Consider the following 19,807-nt stretch of genomic DNA (forward strand, 5'->3'; position numbering starts at 1 on the left):
ACTTACATCCCAATATAATTTGGCCCACCACCGCCTTCAGGAGGTACCCAGTTAATATTTTGTGAAGGGTCTTTAATGTCACAGGTCTTGCAGTGAAGGCAGTTTTGCGCATTAATTTGGAAATAATCTTCACCATCTTTTTCAATTATTTCATAGACTCCCGCAGGGCAATACCTCTGAGCTGGTTCATCATAAAGTTTTTTATTGTGAGCTAAGGGGATTGACGCGTCTGAAAGCTTTAAATGAACAGGCTGGTCTTCCTCATGATTCGTTCCAGACAAGAATAAAGAAGAGGTAATATCAAAACTCAAAACGTTATCTGGAGCGGGGTATTCTTTTATAGGCGAAGACTTGCTAAGGCTTAATGAGTCGCAATCACTATTTTCATCTTTAATAGTGAACGGAAGTTTATTTCGAAAAATATTTGATTCAATAAAGTTATAAGCTGCGCCAAGATAAAAACCAAATTTGTGCATAGCGGCACTAAAGTTCCTAGACTCATAGAGCTCTTTGTAAAGGGCGCTGCTTTTAAATAAGTCATCAAAATCACAGTTTTCTTCTGAAAGCACTTTATTAATATACTCAGCGGCTAATATTCCAGATTGGAGTGCACAGTGACTACCTTTAATCTTACTAGGGTTCAAAGTTCCAGCATCACAACCAACAATCATGCCTCCATCAAACTCCATTTTTACTAGAGAGTTAATACCGCCTTTAGTGATTGCTCTTGCACCATAAGAAACTCGCTTGCCAGATTCAAGATATTGCTTAATGGATGGATGCTGTTTAAATTGCTGGAATTCTTGAAAAGGGCTATGACTTGGATTACTATAATTGAGATCAACAATTAAGCCAACAGCGATTCTGTTGTTGTCAAAGTGATAGAGGAATCCACCACCGGACGTTCCACCTTTAAGAGGCCATCCCATGCTATGTACAACATCACCGGGACTATGCTTATCATTATCAACTTCCCACACTTCTTTGAAGCCTATAGCAAAGTGTTGAGGAGTTTTTCCCTCGTCAAGATTAAACTCTTTTATCAATTTCTTACCTAGGTGGCCTCTTGCGCCTTCTGCAAAAATTGTCTGCTTAGCAAGTATGTCCATTCCAGGAGTATAAGTACCTTTTTGATTTCCCTCTTTGTCAATTCCCATATCGCCCGTTGTAATACCAATAACTCTTCCACTTTCATCAGTAAGGTATTTTTGGGCAGGAAAGCCTGGAAAGATATCAACACCAAGCTCCATTGCTTTCTCAGAGATCCATTGACATAACTCACCAAGTGATATTATGTAATTTCCTTTGTTGTGAAGGCTCTTTGGCATTAACCAAGAAGGTATTTTAATACTTTTGTTATTGTTAGTAAGCCAGTATAGATCGTCTTTGGCTACAGGGGTCTTAAGTGTTGGGCAGTCCTTAGCGTCTTCTGGAAATAAATCAAAGAGGGTTTTAGGCTCGAATACTGCTCCAGAAAGTATGTGTGAGCCAATTTCGGCGCCTTTCTCAAGTAGGCATACCGACAGATTGGGATTGAGTTGTTTGAGTTTGCAAGCAGATGCTAGTCCAGATGGACCCCCACCAACAACAACTACATCATATTCAATTGACTCTCTTTCCATTAACTAGCTTCCTAGACTTGATATTCGTTTAATTCTTTTAAAGCGCCAAATAGATCTGTCTGCCATACCAAATCTGCCATTCTAGACATAGGTGCATCAGGATCATTATTAATAACAACGATGACCTGTGAGTCCTTCATGCCTGCAAGATGTTGAATTGCGCCAGATATTCCTACTGCTAAGTATAGCTTTGGCGCTACTACTTTTCCAGTTTGACCAACTTGATAATCGTTAGAGATAAAGCCTGCATCCACGGCAGCTCTTGAAGCGCCAACTGCTGCATCAAGTTTGTCTGCTAATTGCTCAATCAGAGCAAAATTCTCTTTGGATCCAAGTCCGCGACCACCAGAGACAATTCTTGCTGCTGTTGTTAACTCAGGGCGCTCAGATTGAGATTCTTGGAGTGAAATAAAGGTTGAGTTTGACTTTGGTATTGTTGATGACAATACTTCAACTTCAGCTGAACCTCCGTCGCCTGAATGTTCAAACGCAGTTGCTCTAACTGTCATGATAATTGTATCATCTGAAGACTCTACTGTTGCCATAATGTTTCCCGCGTATAAGGGCCTTACAAATGTATTGTTTGACTTAATTTCACACACGTCTGATATTGGCTGAACATCTAGAAGAGCTCCAACGCGCGGTAAAATATTTTTACTGTAAGTTGAAGAGCCTGAAACGAGGTATTTATAACCGCTCATTGCGTCTGCAATTAGCTTGCTCGCTACCTCTACATTGGCATTCTCAAGCGCATCATCAACAATCATTTTGACTGAGTTGATTCCAGCTAACTTAGATACAGATGCTGAGTTTGACGCGTCGTTCGTTAGAACCAGTGCGTCAATGCTATCTGAAAGTTGTGAGGCTGCAGTAATAGCCGCTCTGCTACATGCATTTACTTCTGATCCGTTAAGTTCAATTAATATAAGTGCTGACATTACAGAACTCCCATTTGATTTAATTCTGAAAATAACTCTTCAGCAGAACTGATCTGCTTGGAGGCTCTATCTTTAGTTCCTGACTCCACGACACTGATAACTTTAATGCGCGGGGATGTATCAATTCCAAGGCTATCTAGCTCGATTGTCTCAAGGGGCTTGGATCTGGCCTTCATAATATTGGGGAGTGAAGCATATCTAGGCTCATTAAGCCTTAAGTCTACCGTTACAATTGCTGGGAGATTAAGCTTTCTAGTTTCAATTCCTGAATCAATTTCACGACTAACTTCAACACTACTGGCATCAGAGCTAAGATCGAATTGCGATATAAAAGTACCCAAAGAATAGTCCAAAAGGCCTGATAGGATTTGACCTGTTTGGTTATTATCATTATCAACTGCTTGCTTACCCATTATGATAAGTTCTGCTTCTTCGCGCTTAATAATATTAGCCAAAATTTTACCAACATGTAACGGCTGTAAATCAAGTTCAGATTCAGTTTTAATAAAGATTGCACGATCAACTCCCATTGCAAGAGCTGTTCTAAGAGTATCTACAGTTTTATCAGTACCAATACTAACCGCAATAGTTTCGGTTGCAGCGCCACTTTCTTTTAGAGTTAAGGCCTCTTCAACTGCAATCTCACAAAAAGGATTCATAGCCATCTTTGCATTGGTAAGATCAACTTGTTCAGTTTGCTTGTTAACTCGGGCTTGCGTATAGGGATCAAGGACTCGCTTGATAGGAATAATTATTTTCATAGTTGATTAAATTTCGTTACAAAACTCGCGAATAATACCATATAAATTACCTTTGTCTAGAGCAAGAAAATACAATTTTATTATAACTAAATAGCATAAGGTTCAATGTAAAACATACTCTTCTTTTTTGCTCACCATTTCCATTCATATTTGAGATTACAAGTTATGGCTCAACTAAGCCCGTAAAATACACTCATATTTTTTTTTGATGCCACCAGATGAGTTTTTCAACGCTAGGACTATTACCACAACTTCTTGATGCTATTGAAGCGCAAGGCTACTCTGAAGCTACGCCAATTCAGGAAAAATCTATCCCTATTGTTTTAGAGGGGAAAGACTTAATGGCTGCTGCTCAAACTGGTACAGGAAAGACTGCAGGTTTTACGCTGCCAATATTACAAATCCTTTCAGATGGTAAAAGACCATCATCAAATCACACTCGCACTCTTATATTAACGCCAACCCGAGAGCTTGCTGCACAAATCCTTGAAAGTGTTAAAACTTATGGCCAGAACTTGTCGTTGAGCTCAACAGTAGTTTTTGGAGGCGTTGGTATTGGCCCTCAAATGCAAAAGCTTCGTAAAGGGGTTGACATATTAGTTGCTACTCCTGGAAGACTACTCGACCTTCATTCTCAAAATGCTGTCAATTTTAATGAATTAGAGATATTGGTTTTGGATGAAGCTGATCGTATGCTTGACATGGGGTTTATTCATGATATTAAAAGAATTATTAAATTATTACCAAAAAAACGTCAAACATTAATGTTTTCAGCAACTTTTTCTGAAGACATTCGTAGGCTTGCAAAGGGTCTTGTCCATGAACCAGCTGAGATTTCAGTTACGCCCAGAAACTCTACAGTTGAGGCAATAAAGCACTGGATTTGTCCAGTAGATAAGTCAAGCAAAACCGCACTTTTAACCCATTTAATTAACAAGGGAGAGTGGCAACAAGTTCTCGTATTTAGTAGAACCAAGCATGGCGCTAATAGAATTGCTACTAACCTAGAGAAGAAAAACATCAGTGCAACTGCAATTCATGGAAACAAAAGTCAGGGCGCTAGAACTCGTGCATTAGCTGACTTTAAGGCTGGAAAAGTTAGAGTCCTTGTGGCTACTGATATTGCAGCGCGCGGAATTGATATTGACCAACTCCCGCACGTGATTAATTTTGACTTACCGAGTGTACCAGAGGACTATGTTCATAGAATTGGCCGAACTGGAAGGGCGGGAAGAGGCGGCGAAGCAATTTCTTTGGTCAGTGCAGACGAAGCCAAACAATTATTTGATATTGAGCGCCTCATCCAAAAAGAACTAGAACGTGAGTTAATTGATGATTTTGTGCCAAAACATGATCTTCCAAAGTCGCGCGAACTGCTTCCAGTAAGGTCCAAAAAACCAAAGAAACTAAACAATCAAAAACCCCAAGGAAGAAATAGAAATCGTAATAGAATTAGAAACAAAAATGATTCTCAGGGCAGTGCTGCTAAAAATAGTGATGGCCAAAGAGATGAACAAAAAAAACCAAATAAGGCAAAAAAACGCGTATTTTGGAACAAAAAACCAAGCAGAAAGCCCAAACCTATAAGCTAGGCTACTTAATATTAGTAGGAAACCTCAGTTTTGCTTCTGCTCCTTGCTGAATAAAGCGGTTCTGAAGGGTTACCTCGCCTCCATGAAGCTGCATTATCTTTCGAACAAATCGAAGTCCTAAGCCGTTTCCTCGAACCCCTGTATCTGGCCTAGAGACAGAGAAAAACCGGGTAAATAACTTGCTGAGAACGTGGGGAGGTATTCCTGGACCATCATCAAGAACGATAATTGAAATGGCAGCATTAGTTTCAGAGGCTTTAATAGTAATTGTTCCTGATTTTGGACTAAAGTCTAAAGCATTATTTACAATATTTCCAATTGCTTGCTCTAGTAATATTTTTTCAGCCTTAATTAAAGATTTATTATCGATCTCAAGAACAATATTTAAACCTTTATCTGAGATATTTTTTGAGCGGCTAGGCGCCTTTAAAACGTTATTAACAATCTGCAAAATGTTCAGTGGCTCAATAGCCTTAAGCGTTTCCCGTCTTTCAATTCTTGATAGATCTAGCAATCTGTTAACCAGAAGATCCATATGCTTATTTGAATCCAATATGTTTTCAATAAACCTTTTTCTTTGCTCGTCACTCATTGGCGTGAGTAAGTTTTCAGCAGTAAGTTGAATTCCTGTTATAGGCGTTCTTAATTCATGCGCCAGGGTATCAATATACTGCTCAACATCGTCCTTAAGCTCAACTTCGGCTCGTGCATTTTCAATAGTTTTTGCAAGTTTATTGAATTGATTATTAAGATCAGGAGCAGCCACATCATCACCACTAAAAAGACTGGTGGTATATTTTTCTATGCGCCTAATATTTCTGGAAATCCTGTAACTGCCTAACGCACCAAAAATTAATGAAATTAGAAAAATATAAAAGATAAATTGTAAGAGATAGTTTTGATCTAATAAATCCATTAAAGGTGCTACAACAACTACTGCACCTAGTATTTCACCGTTGTTTCCATAAATTGGATTTGAAGCGTTAAGAAACCTTGACTTGTAAAGGTATTCAACGACAACACCTCTAGCTTTTTTGGGCCCAGGAACATTCTCAATAACAACTCTGGTGATGTCTTGACCGCCACTTAGGGCTGAATCAACTTCATTATGAGCTCTCATGTCCCTGCCGAGTATAAGACCTCTTGAGTCTAATACAAGGAGACCATTCTTATCGGTAACATAAATTGCAAGGTTTTCAAGTTTTTGATTACTGTTGGTATCTATTGTGTTTCTTTGAGAGCGTAAATAGCTAACAATCAAACTTTCAAAGGTTTCTAAATCAATTTCACCATCTTTGTTGTTTTGAGAGGCTACTCTGCTCATTAGGCTTGAAACCTCAACCATGACTGATTTTGCTGATTCAAGCGCAGTTCTGTGAGCAAATACCCAAAGTAAAGTTGAACTTATAATGAAGTAGAGAAGAAAGAGTTTGGTGCCAATGTTTAGCTTAAAGTGTCTCATTCAATTAGGCTATATCCAATTCCTCTATGGGTTTCAATAAAATCGCTGTTTTCGTCAACCTCATGAAGCCTCTTGCGAATAGACTTAATATGAGTATTAATTGTTTTAATGTCAGAGCCATGGGGTCTATCCCAAATAATACTCATTAAAAACTCTCTGGAGTGAACTCTGTTTGGGTTTTTAACAAGATGAGATAAAATTTTAAATTCTGCAGGAGTAAGCGTTAGCTCAATATCATTAAAAACCACTCTTTGCATAGCGTGATTAATACCAAACTTTGAAGTGCCAGTAGTAGTGTTTGATTTTCCAGTTCTTAGCTGAGCACGAACATGAGCAACAACGAGTCTTGGGCTTAATGGTTTAGTTACGTAAGCATTAGCTCCAAGACCTTCAAGGCCAAGTACTTGATCTGACTCGTCATCCCTTGCTGAAATAATAATAACCGGTAAGCTGTATTTTTCACGGACCTTTCTAAGGACATCAAATCCACTCATATCAGGCAAACCAACATCAAGAAGAATTAGGTCAACTTCATTACTATTTATATACTCAAGCGCGTCTTGACCATTGTCAAACCACTTGCAATTAAAAGAGTCTTGCTCGAGGATAAAAGCAATACTCTCGGCAATTGTTTTATCGTCCTCAACTATTAAGATGGTTTGCATTTGTGATAATAATTTCTAATAAAAAAAAGTTATTGTAGTTTAAAACAAAAAAATTGAAAGAAACTTCATAAAGTCTTCATCAAAACTCCATTTATTAAACATTTGAAAGTTTGACGCAATGATTATTATATGCATATTGTTTTTAGTTTATTAGAGCCGTTGCAATTACAACCCCTTTAAATTGCAACTAAACATAATGCTAATAATCTCTTCATTTGTAAATGGATTATACATAAGCATTATGCAAGTCTCTAATAGCTAAAGGCAATATTTACGTATTTTAAGTTTTTTAAAGAACCTCAAAACTTTTGTCATTCTCTCTCCGTTTGGCATAAGAGGTATCAGCTTTAGTTGGCAGGTCTCTCCTTATCGGTCAACTAAAGCATTTTTCTTGGATTAACTATGAATCAAATGCAGAAGCAACTATCTTTAAAGCCATCCTTAGCAAATATTGCTAAATCTTATTGCAAGAGAAATAATATCAATGAAAAGCAACTTTTAAAAGCAATGAAATGGTATCAAAGTGCTATAAGTAACTCTAAGAAAAATAAATAAATCTATTTTTTTAATTAAAATCAACCTAAATTCAAAGGCTATTTCGTAATGTCCATAAATTCTATCAAAAAAGTTTTTCTTGTGTCTCTCTTATTGGCATTTTATTCCACGTCTTATGCATCATTGGAATTAGGCGATAAAGCGCCAAACTTTATTCTTGATGATCAGAATAGTCAAAGCCATCAATTGACTGACTATAAGGGTAAATGGGTAATTCTTTATTTTTATCCTAAAGATGACACACCTGGGTGCACCACTCAGGCTTGTGACTTTAGAGATGCGGTTAAAAGGATTATTGCAAGTAAGTCTGTTGTATTTGGTGTAAGTCTTGATAGTGTCGAATCTCACAAACGTTTTTCTGACAAAAATAATTTACCTTTTTCCCTGCTCTCAGATGAAGAGGGCATAGTTGCAAAATCTTATGACTCTCTTAATAGCTTTATAGGCTTTAAGAGCGCAAAGCGAAATACCTTTATTATTAATCCTGAAGGGTTACTATCTAAAATTTATTTATCAGTAGATCCTAAAACGCACTCACAGATGGTCTTAAACGATCTGTCTATATTGCAAGAATAACTTCAGTTTGATTTATTAAAATGAATTAAAGCTGTTTTAGTTTTCCTTGTCATTTTTTTAATTACAATTTCTCTTTTTAAAGCCTCACTTCTTGATATAGCACTCTCTTGATAGACTAATTCTAATGGCTGTCTTGATCTGGTGTATTTAGCGCCACCTTTAATTTCACCATTGTGCTGTTTAAGACGATTTTCTATATTATTTGTAATTCCGCAATAGAGTGTTTTATCGCCGCATTCAAGAATATAGATAGTCCATATTTTTTCAGTGATATCAATCATTTAAACTTTTTACCATATTTGTGAAAACACTCTGCAAAAATACATTAAAATCCATTTTTTTTGTAAAAAAAGTGTCATGATAAACTGTTTCTTTTTTATCAATGATTTTTTTATCTCCTAATGGAATTGAAATTGTTATGTTGACTATCGTTATGCGCGCTATATGGCCATTATTCCTAGGAATATTATTTATTAGCTTGGGAAATGGCTTACAGGGAACTTTAAGTAGCTGGAGGGCAGATTATGAAGGTTTTTCTGTTCTTACAACCGGCCTAGTAATGTCGGGTTATTTTTTGGGTGCTTTTGCAAGCTCTTTGATATCTCCTGGTCAAATCAAAAAGACTGGCCAAATTCGAACTTACGCCGCTTTTGCTTCAATCGCCTCAACTGCAATTCTAATACAGTTATTATTTATTGAGCCACCTGTCTGGTTTGTTGCTCGGTTTTTGTCAGGTTTTTGTGTTGCTGGAATTATGATAATTGTTGAGGGATGGCTAAACTCAATTTCTTCTAATGAAAATCGTGGGCAACTATTTTCAATTCATATGATGGTTGTTTGGGGTGGCCTTGCAATGGGACAGGGCTTATTTGTGATTGATAGCCCTGCAGGTGTCAATTTATTTCTGCTTGCCTCTATCTTGCTTTCAATCTCCCTAATCCCAATCCTGTTAACTGAAATAAAGGCTCCTGAAGTTGAGATGCAAGAACCCTTAGGTTTTAAGGCATTATGGAAAGCATCGCCTTCAGGGGTTGCAACGATTGGCATCTCTGGGCTTGCTTCTGCAGGCTTCTTTGGTGTTGGAACAATTTACGCAATTCAGTCGGGTTTAAGTATTTCTGAGACCGCACTTTTTATGACTCTATTTATTGGTTTTGGCGCCTTATCACAGTGGCCACTTGGCTGGTTATCTGACAAGATTGATCGCAGAAAGGTAATTCTACTTTGCTGCTCAATAGTTATAGGGGTTTGTGCACTTCTTGTAATGTTTAATTTTTCTAAAACTACTTTTTTAGTTTTAAATGGATTGATTGGTGCAAGCACATTACCGCTCTATTCACTTGGTGTTGCTCAAACTAATGACCGCTTAAAGCCAAGTCAAATGGTTAGTGCTAGTGGAACAATTGTTTTTGTTTTTAGTGTCTTTGCGGCATTAGGACCCTTCACGATGAGTTATTTCCTGAATTTATTTGATAGCATTGGCTTCTTATTGTACTTAAGCCTAGTTCACTTGGTAATTGGGGTAACAGTGTTTATTATGATGTTTATTAATGAAGATGTTGACGAGTCGGATCAATCAGACTTCCAAGTTATGGCGCAAAGACCAAGTATGGTTGCAATGGAGGTGATTGCAGAGGAAGCTATAGAATCTCAATCAGATTCAGAAAGCTAATAAATTCTTGCCTATACGTTTGCAGGGTTGTCTACGTCATGACCTAAGTCTTTCAAATCTTGATAGCGGTCACCTATTCTATGATGCGGTCTACCGCCGATTGAAGCGCCTAGCGCGATGACCAACTCATCATCTGCCGGAGCGTCAGGTATAGCGAGCTGAATTGTCAAGTAATGAGAGCGCCGTCCGGCATCATTTTTATCCATTAAAGGAATCATGATTGGTGCATTTGCACCACCCCTTGTATTGCAAAATGACAAGTAAGATTGAGCTCCAACAGCTTCACGATAATAATTACCAAATCGAAGTGTATGGATAATTGCAGAAGCATGCTCAATTTCACCCTTAAGTCCTACTATGGCTGATTTGCCATATCCCTCTACTTTATCTCCTGAGCCAGCTTCCTTAATAATCATGGCGGTTAATATTTCACCAAGCTCTGGCGCAACATCTAGTATTCCTGGCTTGAGGTCTTCTGTAAATTTACCGGCATTTTGCAGGTCAACCCAAGGATTTTTTATAACAGCAATCGCTGCTATTAAAGTAAGCGGTTTGTCTGCTTTTTTGTTACCTTCAATAAGAGTTTTTTCAACGTGTAATAGCGTTTTCCTAATTTCAACTGGCATTTACTTCTCCTTCAAAGGTATATTTAAACCTCTTTGAAAAACGATAATTAAGGCGCCTTTTTCAGAATAAGAAGAGTGCTGACTACCAGGCTTAAAAGAAACAAATTCACCTTTATTAAAGACTATTCCGTCTGAGTCAATTAGCTCACCTTCCACTATGAAAAACTCCTCAAAGCCCATATGCGTATGCGGAACAGTTTGTGCGCCTGGGTCCATTTTTAAGACATAGCTTCCTTGTCCTGATACTTGGTCATAACTGATGATATGCCAACTCATTTTTGGAACTGGAGAGCCATAACGATCAAATGGTATAAATTTAATGTTATGGACATCAATTGTTTTTCTATCATTCATAAGTTTTTTCTAGACGTTAAATTTAAAATTCAGATTGTAGCCAGTTATCTTTTGCATAGTGGCAATCTTGGTCAACTAAATGTAGGCTAAACGCTTGTCGAGACCGCTCTGATGTATTTGCAGCACTGTAATGAGGAAGCTGACCATGCAAGATGATTAGAGTACCAGCCTTGACCTCAAGCATGTCTAACTCGTTATCAGGAAAAGGACTATCATCTAAAATTTCAAACTCAGTACCTCCACCAGTAGACAATTTAAAGCGTTTTTTAAGTGGAATTGAGTGTCCTCCAGTAATTGCTTGTAAACAGCCATTTTCTTTATTTGCATCCTCAAGGGCTACCCAAAAACCGATACAGCTCATTGGGCTTGTGTATAAGAATGTTGAATCTTGGTGAAGTCCAACCTCCCCACCAATACTAGGCTGCTTAAAGATGTGCATAGATTGTAGCTTTCTAGGTTTTTTGATTCCAAGCTGTAAGCCAATTTCTGGCAAATTAAGCTCATTGATTACTTTTTTATAGACAGGGTCTAATTCATGCTGCGCATGGCCTATCTTATTAATAGATTTTTGTTTGGGAACGGTAAAGTTTCCATTGTCATCGATTGCCTTTTCTTCAAAAAAAAATCGAATTTGATCTCCAGAACTTAAAAAATATTCATCGCTCGTTCTTTCCTGTTCATCAGTTGTAAAAACTGAATGTGAAGAGGGTGGCTGAAAATCATCAATAAGTTTTTCAGCGCGCTTCATTAAAAGCTCTCTTTGCTCTTGATTAATAAAATCTTCTACAACTACATATCCATCTTTATTAAATGCGTTGATTTGGTTAAGTGAAAGCATGGTTTTTTTAAGAAATACAATAATGAATTAAATGCATTATATTAGTATTGAAAAATTATTGGACGTAAGTTTTATAAACTCTATTGGTAATTTTACTAAATATTTCATAAGAAATGGTATTGCAGCATTCTGCAAGCTCATCTACAGGAATATTTTCACCAAAGAGCTCAACTCGGTCTCCAACTTGAGGATTTAAAGTATTACTTAAATCTATGGTCATCATGTCCATCGAAACTCTTCCTGCTACCGAGCATCTCAAGCCATTAATGAACACAGGAGTTCCATCTTTAGCACTTCGGGGATAGCCATCTGCATACCCAATAGCCACAACACCTATTAGTGTATCTTTCTTGCAAATAAAACGCTCGCCATAGCCAATTGATTGACCTGCTTTAAAGCTTTTTATTGAAATCAATGAAGAAGATAGAGTCATTACAGGAGCTAACTTTTTTTGATGTAATGTATCTTTAAATGGAGAGGAGCCATAAAGCATAATACCTGGGCGCGTGTAATCTTTATGAGTTGATTCCCAAGCCAAAATAGCAGCCGAGTTAGCTAAAGATAATGAATAATTATGATTACCACTAGCATTTTTAAAATCAATAACTTGCTCTGAAGTCGACTTACTCTCTAGGTTGTCAGCACTAGAAAAATGTGTCATCAGGGTTATCTTACTAATGTTATTACTTTCTTCTAAAGATCTAATAGCCTCCTTAAATTGAGCATCTTGAAAGCCAAGCCTTCCCATTCCAGAGTCGTGCTTAATAAAAACATCAATCTTTTTATTTATTGTGGCCTTAAGAATCCACTCAAGTTGAAGTGGGCTGCATACTGTTATAGTTAAGTTATTTTTAATTGCTAAGGTAAGCTCCGATAACTCAAAAATACCTTCCATCAGCAAAACTGGAGTTTTGCTTAATCCAGAAGCCCTTAATTCAATAGCTTCTTCAATGCACGCAACGCCAAAAAAATCAGCACAATCTTCTAGATATTTTGCAACCTTAACAGCACCATGACCATAGGCGTTAGCCTTAACAACTGCAATTGCATAGGAGTTAACAGATAAGGATTTAGCGTAAAGATAGTTTTGTTTAATTGCGCTAAGATTTATTACTGCAGTACAGTTTCTAGCCATAATTTAAATTCGTCTTATTAGAGTACTTGTAGCGACTCATATCAATTCCTTCTAATGATATTTCAGGCTCATTGCCCGAAACTATGCTTGCTAATAGTTTGCCAGAGCCTAGAGACATTGTCCATCCTAGAGTTCCATGCCCAGTATTTAAATATAAATTTGAGTAAGGTGTTGCACCAATGATAGGAGTTGAGTCAGGAGTGCTAGGCCTAAAGCCTGTCCAAAAGTTAATATCATTAGTTTCTTTTGCCGCATGAGGGAAAAGATTATTGAGGCCTTTTTTTAAAGAATGAAGTGACTTTTCCCTGAGACTTGAATTATAGTCTGTCAAATGCGCAATTCCAGCAACTCTTATAGTATTTCCCAGTCTGGTAATACCAACTTTATTCTTATCATCCATTATCGTTGACTGGGGGGCATCTAGATCATTTAATACTGGAAGGGTAATGGAGTACCCTTTAACTGGATAAACAGGAATATTAATGCCCACACTGGAGAGAATTTTAGGTGAGTGACTGCCAAGAGAAACTGAATAACTATCTGCGGTTAGTTCGCCATGATTTGTTTTAACCGAAGAAACTTTATTATTATTAATATGAATAGATTCAATATGAGTATCAAACTCAAATTTAACGCCCATCTTTAGACATTTTTTATACAATTCACTTGTAAATAAATAACAGTTTCCTGTGTAATCATTGATGAATCGAAGGCCGCCATAAAGTTTATTTCTAATATATTGAAGTCCGGGCTCAGCCTCTACGCAGCCTTGTGCATCAAGCACTTCATATTTAATATTAAATTTCTTTAGGATGGCCATATCTTGTTTTGCTTTTTCAAGATCCTTAGGACTCCAAAATAACTGAAGTGATCCTTGTTTTCTTTGCTCATAGTTAATATCAAATTCACTCTCTAAATCGATTAAAGTTTTTTGAGAATAGTTTGCAATTCTAAGCATGCGGCTTTTATTAATTTCATAGCTATTAGAGTTGCAATTTTTATACGTCCGATACATAAACTTAATCGTTTCAAGGCTAACGTTTGGATTAACAACCAATGGTGATGTTCCGCCAAGTGTCCACTTAATCAAACTCAGTGGTAAGCTTGGTGTTGCCCAAGGTGATGAAAATGCATACGATAGCTGACCTGCATTAGCATGACTTGTTTCCATAGCCACACTCTTTTGCCTATCGACAACAGTTACATTATGTCCCTGCTTAGCAAGGAAATAAGCTGAAGTTGTGCCAATAATTCCGGCACCTAAAACTAGCACATTCATTGATTAAAAAAATAAATATAAAAGGTAATTTTACCACTGAGAAATATCAATGATTTACTCAAGAATTGAACTTAATTTCAAATAATAAAACTGTATAAAAAACATACTATAATCTTTTAAAAAAAAAGAATAATTTAGTTTGGATATTACTAAATAAAGTGGTTAAAATTAACGTTTTAAGATTCCTTTTATGGAGCTATTATGTTTGATAAAAACCTAACATTAAATGATGTTGATCCAGAGATTGCAAATGCAATAAATGCTGAAAATGCAAGACAGGAAGCGCACATTGAATTAATCGCATCTGAAAACTATACTTCGCCGAATGTCATGTTTGCACAGGGCTGTCAAATGACCAATAAATATGCTGAGGGTTATCCTGGTAAGCGATATTACGGCGGCTGTGAGCACGTTGATGTTGCTGAAACATTAGCTATAAGTAGAGCAAAAGAATTGTTTGGAGCTGCCTATGCAAATGTGCAGCCACATTCTGGCTCAACTGCAAATGCTGCAGTCTTTCAAGCGCTTTTAGTTCCAGGCGATACTATATTGGGAATGAGTCTAGCGCATGGTGGCCACTTAACGCATGGCGCTGCGCCTTCTTTTTCAGGTAAAAATTTTAATGCTATTCAATATGGCCTAGATGAGTCTACTGGTGAGATTGATTACGACCAAGTTGAGCGTTTAGCGTTAGAGCATAAACCAAAAATGGTAATTGCTGGCTTTTCAGCATACTCAAGGATTGTTGATTGGGCTCGCTTTAGAGAAATCGCTGACATGGTAGGAGCATACCTACTTGTTGATATGGCCCATGTTGCGGGTTTAGTGGCAACGGGTGACTATCCTTCTCCTGTTGAATTTGCTGATGTGTGCACTACAACGACTCATAAAACTTTGAGAGGTCCACGTGGAGGCTTAATTGTTGCTAGAGCAAATCCAGAAATTGAAAAAAAACTCAATTCTGCTATATTCCCAGGAATACAGGGTGGGCCTTTAATGCATATCATTGCAGCTAAAGCGATTGCCTTTAAAGAGGCTATGAGTGATGACTTTAAAGCGTATCAAAAACAAGTCGTTATTAATGCTAGAGCCATGGCAAGCGTTTTCCTTGAAAGAGGCTATGACGTAGTTTCAGGCGGCACCGATAATCATGTTTTCTTAGTAAGTTTTATTGAGCAAGGACTAACAGGAAAAGCTGTTAATAATGCTCTAGGAGAAGCACACATTACAGTAAATATGAACTCCGTTCCAAATGACCCTCAATCACCTTTTGTAACCAGTGGAATACGTGTTGGAACTCCTGCGGGAACAACAAGAGGTTTTGGTGAATCTGAGTGCAAAGACATCACCAACTGGATTTGTGACATTTGTGATGATTTAGAAAATCAATCTGTAATTGATGAAGTAAGAGCAAAGGTTGAAGAGCTTTGTTCTAGATTTCCAGTTTATAAGTAACCGCTATGAGATGTCCTTTTTGTCAATCCGATGACACCAAGGTCCTAGATACTAGATTACTTGATGACGGCTCCCAAGTCCGCCGAAGAAGGGAATGTATCGCTTGTGGGGAAAGACACTCTACTCGTGAAACTGTTGATTTAAACCTACCAAGACTCATTAAAAGTGATGAATCAAGGCAATCATTTAATGAAGACAAACTTCGCTCTGGTTTACTAAAAGCTCTTGAAAAACGACCAGTTGAAACTTCAAAAATTGAAACTGCAATTCAAAAAATTCAACGGAAATTAATGGCACAAAATGACAGAGAGGTTCCTTCGTCAATGCTTGGAGAGTGGGTAATGGAAGAACTGAGAGCGCTCGATGAAGTTGCATACATAAGATTTGCTTCGGTTTATCGTCAATTCCAAGATATTGAAGCTTTTAAAAGTGAAATTGATAAATTAATGAACAAATAACCCTAGGATGGCAAAAACTAAAATTGAGTTTGTTTGCAGAGAATGTGGATCCTCACACCATCAATGGGCAGGTCAATGCCTGGATTGTAAAGAATGGAACACGCTTGAAGAGGTAGTAATATCTCAGGCAACCTCCTCTAAACCTGAAAGCCTCAAAGATCTTCCTTCATCTAAGGTACAAAACCTATCTGAAATTAAATCACAAAACAGTAACCGTCTCTCAACAGGCCTCAGTGAACTTGATCGCACACTCGGCGGTGGATTAGTAGATGGTTCAGTAGTTCTTATTGGCGGTGACCCTGGCATTGGTAAGTCAACTTTGATTTTGCAGGCAATAGCAGCAATTAATGCGTCAAGTACAACTTTGTATGTCAGCGGTGAAGAGTCTGCTGAACAGGTGAGTGACAGAGCGATTAGACTTGGTATTAAGGAAGATATACTCTTTATAGGCGAAACCCATCTAGAGAAAATAATAAAAATTTCAAAAGACACAAGACCTAAAGTTATTGTTATTGACTCCATTCAAACTATGGTTACCGACCTTTCTAATTCAGCGCCAGGCTCTGTCACACAGGTCAGAGACTGCGCTGCTCAACTTACTCAATACGCCAAACAAACTAACACAATACTTTTGATGATTGGTCATGTTACAAAGGGTGGGGCACTTGCAGGTCCAAGAATCTTAGAGCACATGGTTGATGCAGTTTTATATTTTGAGGGGGATGCTGGTGGTCGTTATAGAATAATCAGAGCAGTAAAGAATAGATTTGGTGCTGTAAATGAGATCAGTGTCTTTGCAATGGGTGAGAAGGGACTTCAACAAGTTAGCAATCCATCTTCAATTTTTCTATCGAACCAAGAAAATCCTTCTTCTGGCTCAATGGTAATGGTTACAAGAGAGGCTACAAGACCTTTGCTTGTTGAGATACAGGCGCTAGTGGACCAAGCTAATGGAACCCCAAAAAGAGTTAGCGTAGGGCTTGATCAAAATAGATTATCACTCCAATTGGCAATTCTTCACAAACACTCTGGAATTGCAACATTTGATCAGGATGTCTTTATTAATGTAGTTGGTGGTATCAAGGTTAGTGAAACTGCTTCTGATCTTGTTGTGATGCTTGCAATCGTTTCAAGTTTAAGAGATAAAGTGATTCCAAGTAAATGGATTGCTTTCGGAGAGGTTGGCCTTACTGGTGAGGTTCGCCCAGTCTATAATTCAATGGAAAGGTTATCAGAAGCTCAAAAGCAGGGTTTTGAAGTTGCAATTATTCCAAAAGGTAATGCACCTAAAAAACCGATAAAAGGAATGAAGGTTGTAACAGCAGGGTATCTATATCAAGCAATCCAGTACTTGCTAGAAAACAGCTAGTCTTTTTATAGATCTATACCTTTTTGAGCTCTAATATTAGCTCTAAAAGCGTGTTTTATATCTTTTACTTCACTAACAGTGTCTGAGACCTCAATAATGCCCTCACTGGCTGTTCTTCCCGTAATTACTACGTGCTGACCCTCTGGCCTATTACTAAGGGCTTTGAGGATTGATGTTTCGTCAAGATACTTATAATTAATCATGTAGGTAATTTCATCAAGAACCACAAGATTAATTTCTGGATCAGCTAGAAACTTTTCAGCTTCTAACCACGTTTCATTCGCTAACTTTTTATCAAGTTCTTGATCTTGAGTATTCCAAGTAAAACCGCTCTCCATGAGCGCAGAAACAACATTGGGGTTACTATCTAGAAAAAGATCTTCTCCAGTTTGCTGTTCGCCCTTTAAAAAGCGCACGAGAGCTACCTTCATTTCATATCCAAGCGCTCTACAAATCATCCCCATAGCAGATGATGATTTGCCTTTACCGTTTCCAGTCAAAAGAACAATGATTCCTTTATCGATGTTTGCCTCTTCGATTCTGGAATCAATATGTTCTTTCTTGCGCTGCATACGCTTTTTATAAGAATTTTCCATTATTATTTTCTATTTCTTCTAACTAAGTTGCTCAGTATATCTAATTATATACTGAGCACCTAATACCTTAGAATGTGTAAGTTAGACCAAGTGTAGAAGTTTTACCAAGAGTGTTATAACCCCTAGCCATCTCGTAGTCTTTATCTAGTGTGTTATTTCTATTAAGATAAACCGTTAAGTCTTCTGTAAAGTCATAACTTGTAGTTAAATTAAGAAGCCCGTAGCCTCCTAATTTGTTTGTCTCAGTATCTCCGTCCCATGCACTTGATTTTGCTTTCCAATTAATATTACGCTTCCATTTTCCTGATGTCTTAGAAAGGTTTAATGAAATTGAGCGATTAGGTCTTCTTCCTTTTTGCTTATTAGTTGATGCTGTAATAGCTTTATTAAAATCGACACTTGAATTCAAATCCCAACCTAATAATTCAGTTCCAATAGATAATTCAGCTCCTTGGATATTTACAGCTCCATCATTCTTGTAGTAAGCTGGACTTGCAGTGACATAAGCAAAGGCATCAGTAACTTTACTTTTATAAAGCTTTAGATCAACATTGCCCCATTTATAATCTCCAGTTAACCCAACCTCAAGATTTTTTGATTGCTCTGGCTTAAGAGATGTTTTTCCAGCAACAATGTTTAAATTATTTTTGTAATGATTTGCAATGTTAGTAGCAGATCCATAAGAGCCATTAATTCTCAATGTTGCCGATAGATCTTTAGCCCAGTTAAAGTTATAAGTTGAATGGGTACTAAACTTATCATGATCAATTATTCTAACACCTATTGACAATTCATTATCAAGAATCAAGCCTTGCCATTGTGAAAAAACATCTGTATGTTTAATTTGTTTCTTATTTCCAACATCTTTATCAACTGAATTCATAAATCCAACAGATAGTTTGCTGGAGTCAAAATCAAACTCATTAATGACTGACATAGTATTTAGTTCATATTTACTTCCATGACGCATAATATTTTGATCATTTATATCAACTCTTGTTTGAAATCTATCACTAAATTTTTGAGTTATACCCAGGCCAATTTGTCTTAAATCATTTTGATAGTTATTAGCTCCATAAGTTTTGTCGTACATAATGTTTGCTTTTGAATCAATCATATTTAGGTTTATTGAAGTATTTTCAGATATTTCAGTACCTAAGTTTAATCCATATGTTTGTCTATCACTTGGGTCTAAATCATCATCACCATTAGCAGTTCCACTAGTGGCATCAATACCATCTGTAATAAAATCAGTAAAAGTAAAATCTACATAACTAGTCTCGCCTTTGAAGTAAGAGTTAATGCTCGACTGTTTTGTTTCATTTGAACCATATGAAGAATCAATAGTGGTTCTAGTAAATGTGTTTGCATCTTTATCAGTAAAGATATTAATTACCCCACCAATTGCGCCAGGACCATAAAGAGAGGAAAAAGGTCCTTTTGTAATCTCAATCCTGCTAATTTGATTGAGAGGAATCATTTTAAAATTGGGCTGACCTCCCGTAATTGTTACTTTTTGACCATCAATTAAAAGCAAAGTGTGTGAGGCTTCATTTCCTCTTAATCTTACAGCCGCTAGGTTTCCTGTTCCACCTTCAAAAGTAATTGATGGAATACTCTCTAATAATTCAACAAAAGTTGACGCACCAGTTTTTTTAATATCAGATTTATCAAGTTTTATAGAAGTTGCAATTGAACCAATTACAGGTGTTGTGGTTCTATATTCGTTATTCAATGATATTTTAATTGGCCCAATAACGGCATTTGCTGAATTTGTGAATAGTATTGCTGACATAGAAGCAGCAAAAATTAGCTTTTTAGTAAACATTATGACCCCTTGTTTATAAATAAAAA

General features: G+C 37.1%; 20 protein-coding genes. 7 read left to right on the top strand and 13 right to left on the bottom strand.

Going from position 1 to position 19,807, the window contains the following annotated elements:
- Positions 1-2 precede the first annotated feature (2 nt).
- The 3 genes from ABXT49_RS04440 to ABXT49_RS04450 are packed head-to-tail and all read right to left on the bottom strand — an operon-like array spanning position 3 to position 3,321.
- Positions 3-1,622, bottom strand: a complete 1,620-nt coding sequence (locus tag ABXT49_RS04440; RefSeq protein WP_416650644.1) for an electron transfer flavoprotein-ubiquinone oxidoreductase — start codon at positions 1,620-1,622, stop codon at positions 3-5.
- Positions 1,623-1,633: 11 nt separating this feature from the next.
- Positions 1,634-2,560 carry an electron transfer flavoprotein subunit alpha/FixB family protein gene (locus ABXT49_RS04445; protein ID WP_416650646.1) on the bottom strand — a complete coding sequence of 309 codons (927 nt, stop codon included), beginning with the start codon at positions 2,558-2,560 and terminating at the stop codon, positions 1,634-1,636.
- On the bottom strand, positions 2,560-3,321 hold the full coding sequence (locus ABXT49_RS04450; protein WP_416650648.1) for an electron transfer flavoprotein subunit beta/FixA family protein: 762 nt from the start codon (positions 3,319-3,321) through the stop codon (positions 2,560-2,562). Before ABXT49_RS04450 ends, ABXT49_RS04445 begins: the two co-directional genes overlap by 1 nt.
- A gap of 218 nt (positions 3,322-3,539) precedes the next feature.
- Here ABXT49_RS04450 and ABXT49_RS04455 point away from each other — a divergent pair, with 218 nt between their 5' ends.
- Entirely contained in the window at positions 3,540-4,913 is a 1,374-nt protein-coding gene (locus ABXT49_RS04455) for a DEAD/DEAH box helicase (protein ID WP_416650650.1), read from the top strand.
- 1 nt (position 4,914) lies between these two features.
- Here the strand turns inward: ABXT49_RS04455 and ABXT49_RS04460 are convergent, their stop codons facing one another.
- Both ABXT49_RS04460 and ABXT49_RS04465 read right to left on the bottom strand, forming a co-directional pair.
- Positions 4,915-6,375, bottom strand: a complete 1,461-nt coding sequence (locus tag ABXT49_RS04460; RefSeq protein WP_416650652.1) for an ATP-binding protein — start codon at positions 6,373-6,375, stop codon at positions 4,915-4,917.
- Positions 6,372-7,040 (bottom strand): response regulator, encoded by a 669-nt coding sequence (locus ABXT49_RS04465; RefSeq protein ID WP_416650654.1) that lies wholly within the window; start codon positions 7,038-7,040, stop codon positions 6,372-6,374. Before ABXT49_RS04465 ends, ABXT49_RS04460 begins: the two co-directional genes overlap by 4 nt.
- Positions 7,041-7,442: 402 nt before the next feature.
- Between ABXT49_RS04465 and ABXT49_RS04470 the strand changes: the two genes are divergently transcribed.
- On the top strand, positions 7,443-7,595 hold the full coding sequence (locus tag ABXT49_RS04470; protein ID WP_416650656.1) for a hypothetical protein: 153 nt from the start codon (positions 7,443-7,445) through the stop codon (positions 7,593-7,595).
- Between the two features lie 48 nt (positions 7,596-7,643).
- Positions 7,644-8,171 (top strand): peroxiredoxin, encoded by a 528-nt coding sequence (locus ABXT49_RS04475; protein ID WP_416650658.1) that lies wholly within the window; start codon positions 7,644-7,646, stop codon positions 8,169-8,171.
- Positions 8,172-8,173: 2 nt separating this feature from the next.
- Here the strand turns inward: ABXT49_RS04475 and ABXT49_RS04480 are convergent, their stop codons facing one another.
- The gene (locus tag ABXT49_RS04480; RefSeq protein WP_416650660.1) at positions 8,174-8,452 is read right to left on the bottom strand and encodes a GIY-YIG nuclease family protein; all 279 of its coding nucleotides are present in this window, start codon (positions 8,450-8,452) and stop codon (positions 8,174-8,176) included.
- Between the two features lie 101 nt (positions 8,453-8,553).
- On the opposite strand from ABXT49_RS04480, the gene ABXT49_RS04485 reads away from it, so the two are divergent.
- Positions 8,554-9,843, top strand: a complete 1,290-nt coding sequence (locus ABXT49_RS04485) for an MFS transporter (RefSeq protein ID WP_416650662.1) — start codon at positions 8,554-8,556, stop codon at positions 9,841-9,843.
- Positions 9,844-9,854: 11 nt separating this feature from the next.
- Here ABXT49_RS04485 and ABXT49_RS04490 read toward each other — a convergent pair whose 3' ends face one another.
- Genes ABXT49_RS04490 through ABXT49_RS04510 form a run of 5 tightly spaced genes read right to left on the bottom strand, consistent with a single transcriptional unit; the run spans position 9,855 to position 14,075 of the window.
- Positions 9,855-10,469 carry an amino acid synthesis family protein gene (locus ABXT49_RS04490; RefSeq protein WP_416650664.1) on the bottom strand — a complete coding sequence of 205 codons (615 nt, stop codon included), beginning with the start codon at positions 10,467-10,469 and terminating at the stop codon, positions 9,855-9,857.
- A complete protein-coding gene (locus tag ABXT49_RS04495) occupies positions 10,470-10,823 on the bottom strand; it encodes a cupin domain-containing protein (protein WP_416650666.1) in 354 nt (117 codons plus the stop codon).
- 22 nt (positions 10,824-10,845) lie between these two features.
- On the bottom strand, positions 10,846-11,661 hold the full coding sequence (locus tag ABXT49_RS04500; RefSeq protein WP_416650668.1) for a phytanoyl-CoA dioxygenase family protein: 816 nt from the start codon (positions 11,659-11,661) through the stop codon (positions 10,846-10,848).
- Positions 11,662-11,716: 55 nt separating this feature from the next.
- The gene (gene alr / locus ABXT49_RS04505; protein ID WP_416650670.1) at positions 11,717-12,796 is read right to left on the bottom strand and encodes an alanine racemase; all 1,080 of its coding nucleotides are present in this window, start codon (positions 12,794-12,796) and stop codon (positions 11,717-11,719) included.
- Positions 12,789-14,075: a D-amino acid dehydrogenase gene (locus tag ABXT49_RS04510; protein WP_416650672.1), complete on the bottom strand. Its 1,287-nt coding sequence runs from the start codon at positions 14,073-14,075 to the stop codon at positions 12,789-12,791. The genes alr and ABXT49_RS04510 overlap by 8 nt, the downstream gene beginning before the upstream one ends.
- Before the next feature lie 201 nt (positions 14,076-14,276).
- Between ABXT49_RS04510 and glyA the strand changes: the two genes are divergently transcribed.
- The 3 genes from glyA to radA are packed head-to-tail and all read left to right on the top strand — an operon-like array spanning position 14,277 to position 17,357.
- Positions 14,277-15,530, top strand: a complete 1,254-nt coding sequence (glyA, locus tag ABXT49_RS04515) for a serine hydroxymethyltransferase (RefSeq protein WP_416650674.1) — start codon at positions 14,277-14,279, stop codon at positions 15,528-15,530.
- A gap of 5 nt (positions 15,531-15,535) precedes the next feature.
- Positions 15,536-15,988 (top strand): transcriptional regulator NrdR, encoded by a 453-nt coding sequence (nrdR, locus tag ABXT49_RS04520; RefSeq protein ID WP_416650676.1) that lies wholly within the window; start codon positions 15,536-15,538, stop codon positions 15,986-15,988.
- Positions 15,989-15,995: 7 nt separating this feature from the next.
- Complete coding sequence (gene radA / locus ABXT49_RS04525) at positions 15,996-17,357, top strand: DNA repair protein RadA (RefSeq protein WP_416650678.1); 1,362 nt, start codon at positions 15,996-15,998, stop codon at positions 17,355-17,357.
- A 5-nt stretch (positions 17,358-17,362) separates the two neighbouring features.
- Here the strand turns inward: radA and cobO are convergent, their stop codons facing one another.
- Positions 17,363-17,953: a cob(I)yrinic acid a,c-diamide adenosyltransferase gene (cobO, locus tag ABXT49_RS04530; RefSeq protein ID WP_416650680.1), complete on the bottom strand. Its 591-nt coding sequence runs from the start codon at positions 17,951-17,953 to the stop codon at positions 17,363-17,365.
- 67 nt (positions 17,954-18,020) lie between these two features.
- Positions 18,021-19,781, bottom strand: a complete 1,761-nt coding sequence (locus tag ABXT49_RS04535) for a TonB-dependent receptor domain-containing protein (protein WP_416650682.1) — start codon at positions 19,779-19,781, stop codon at positions 18,021-18,023.
- Positions 19,782-19,807 lie beyond the last annotated feature (26 nt).

The sequence above is a fragment of the Candidatus Pseudothioglobus sp. Uisw_086 genome (assembly GCF_048085745.1).
Lineage (GTDB): Bacteria > Pseudomonadota > Gammaproteobacteria > PS1 > Pseudothioglobaceae > Pseudothioglobus.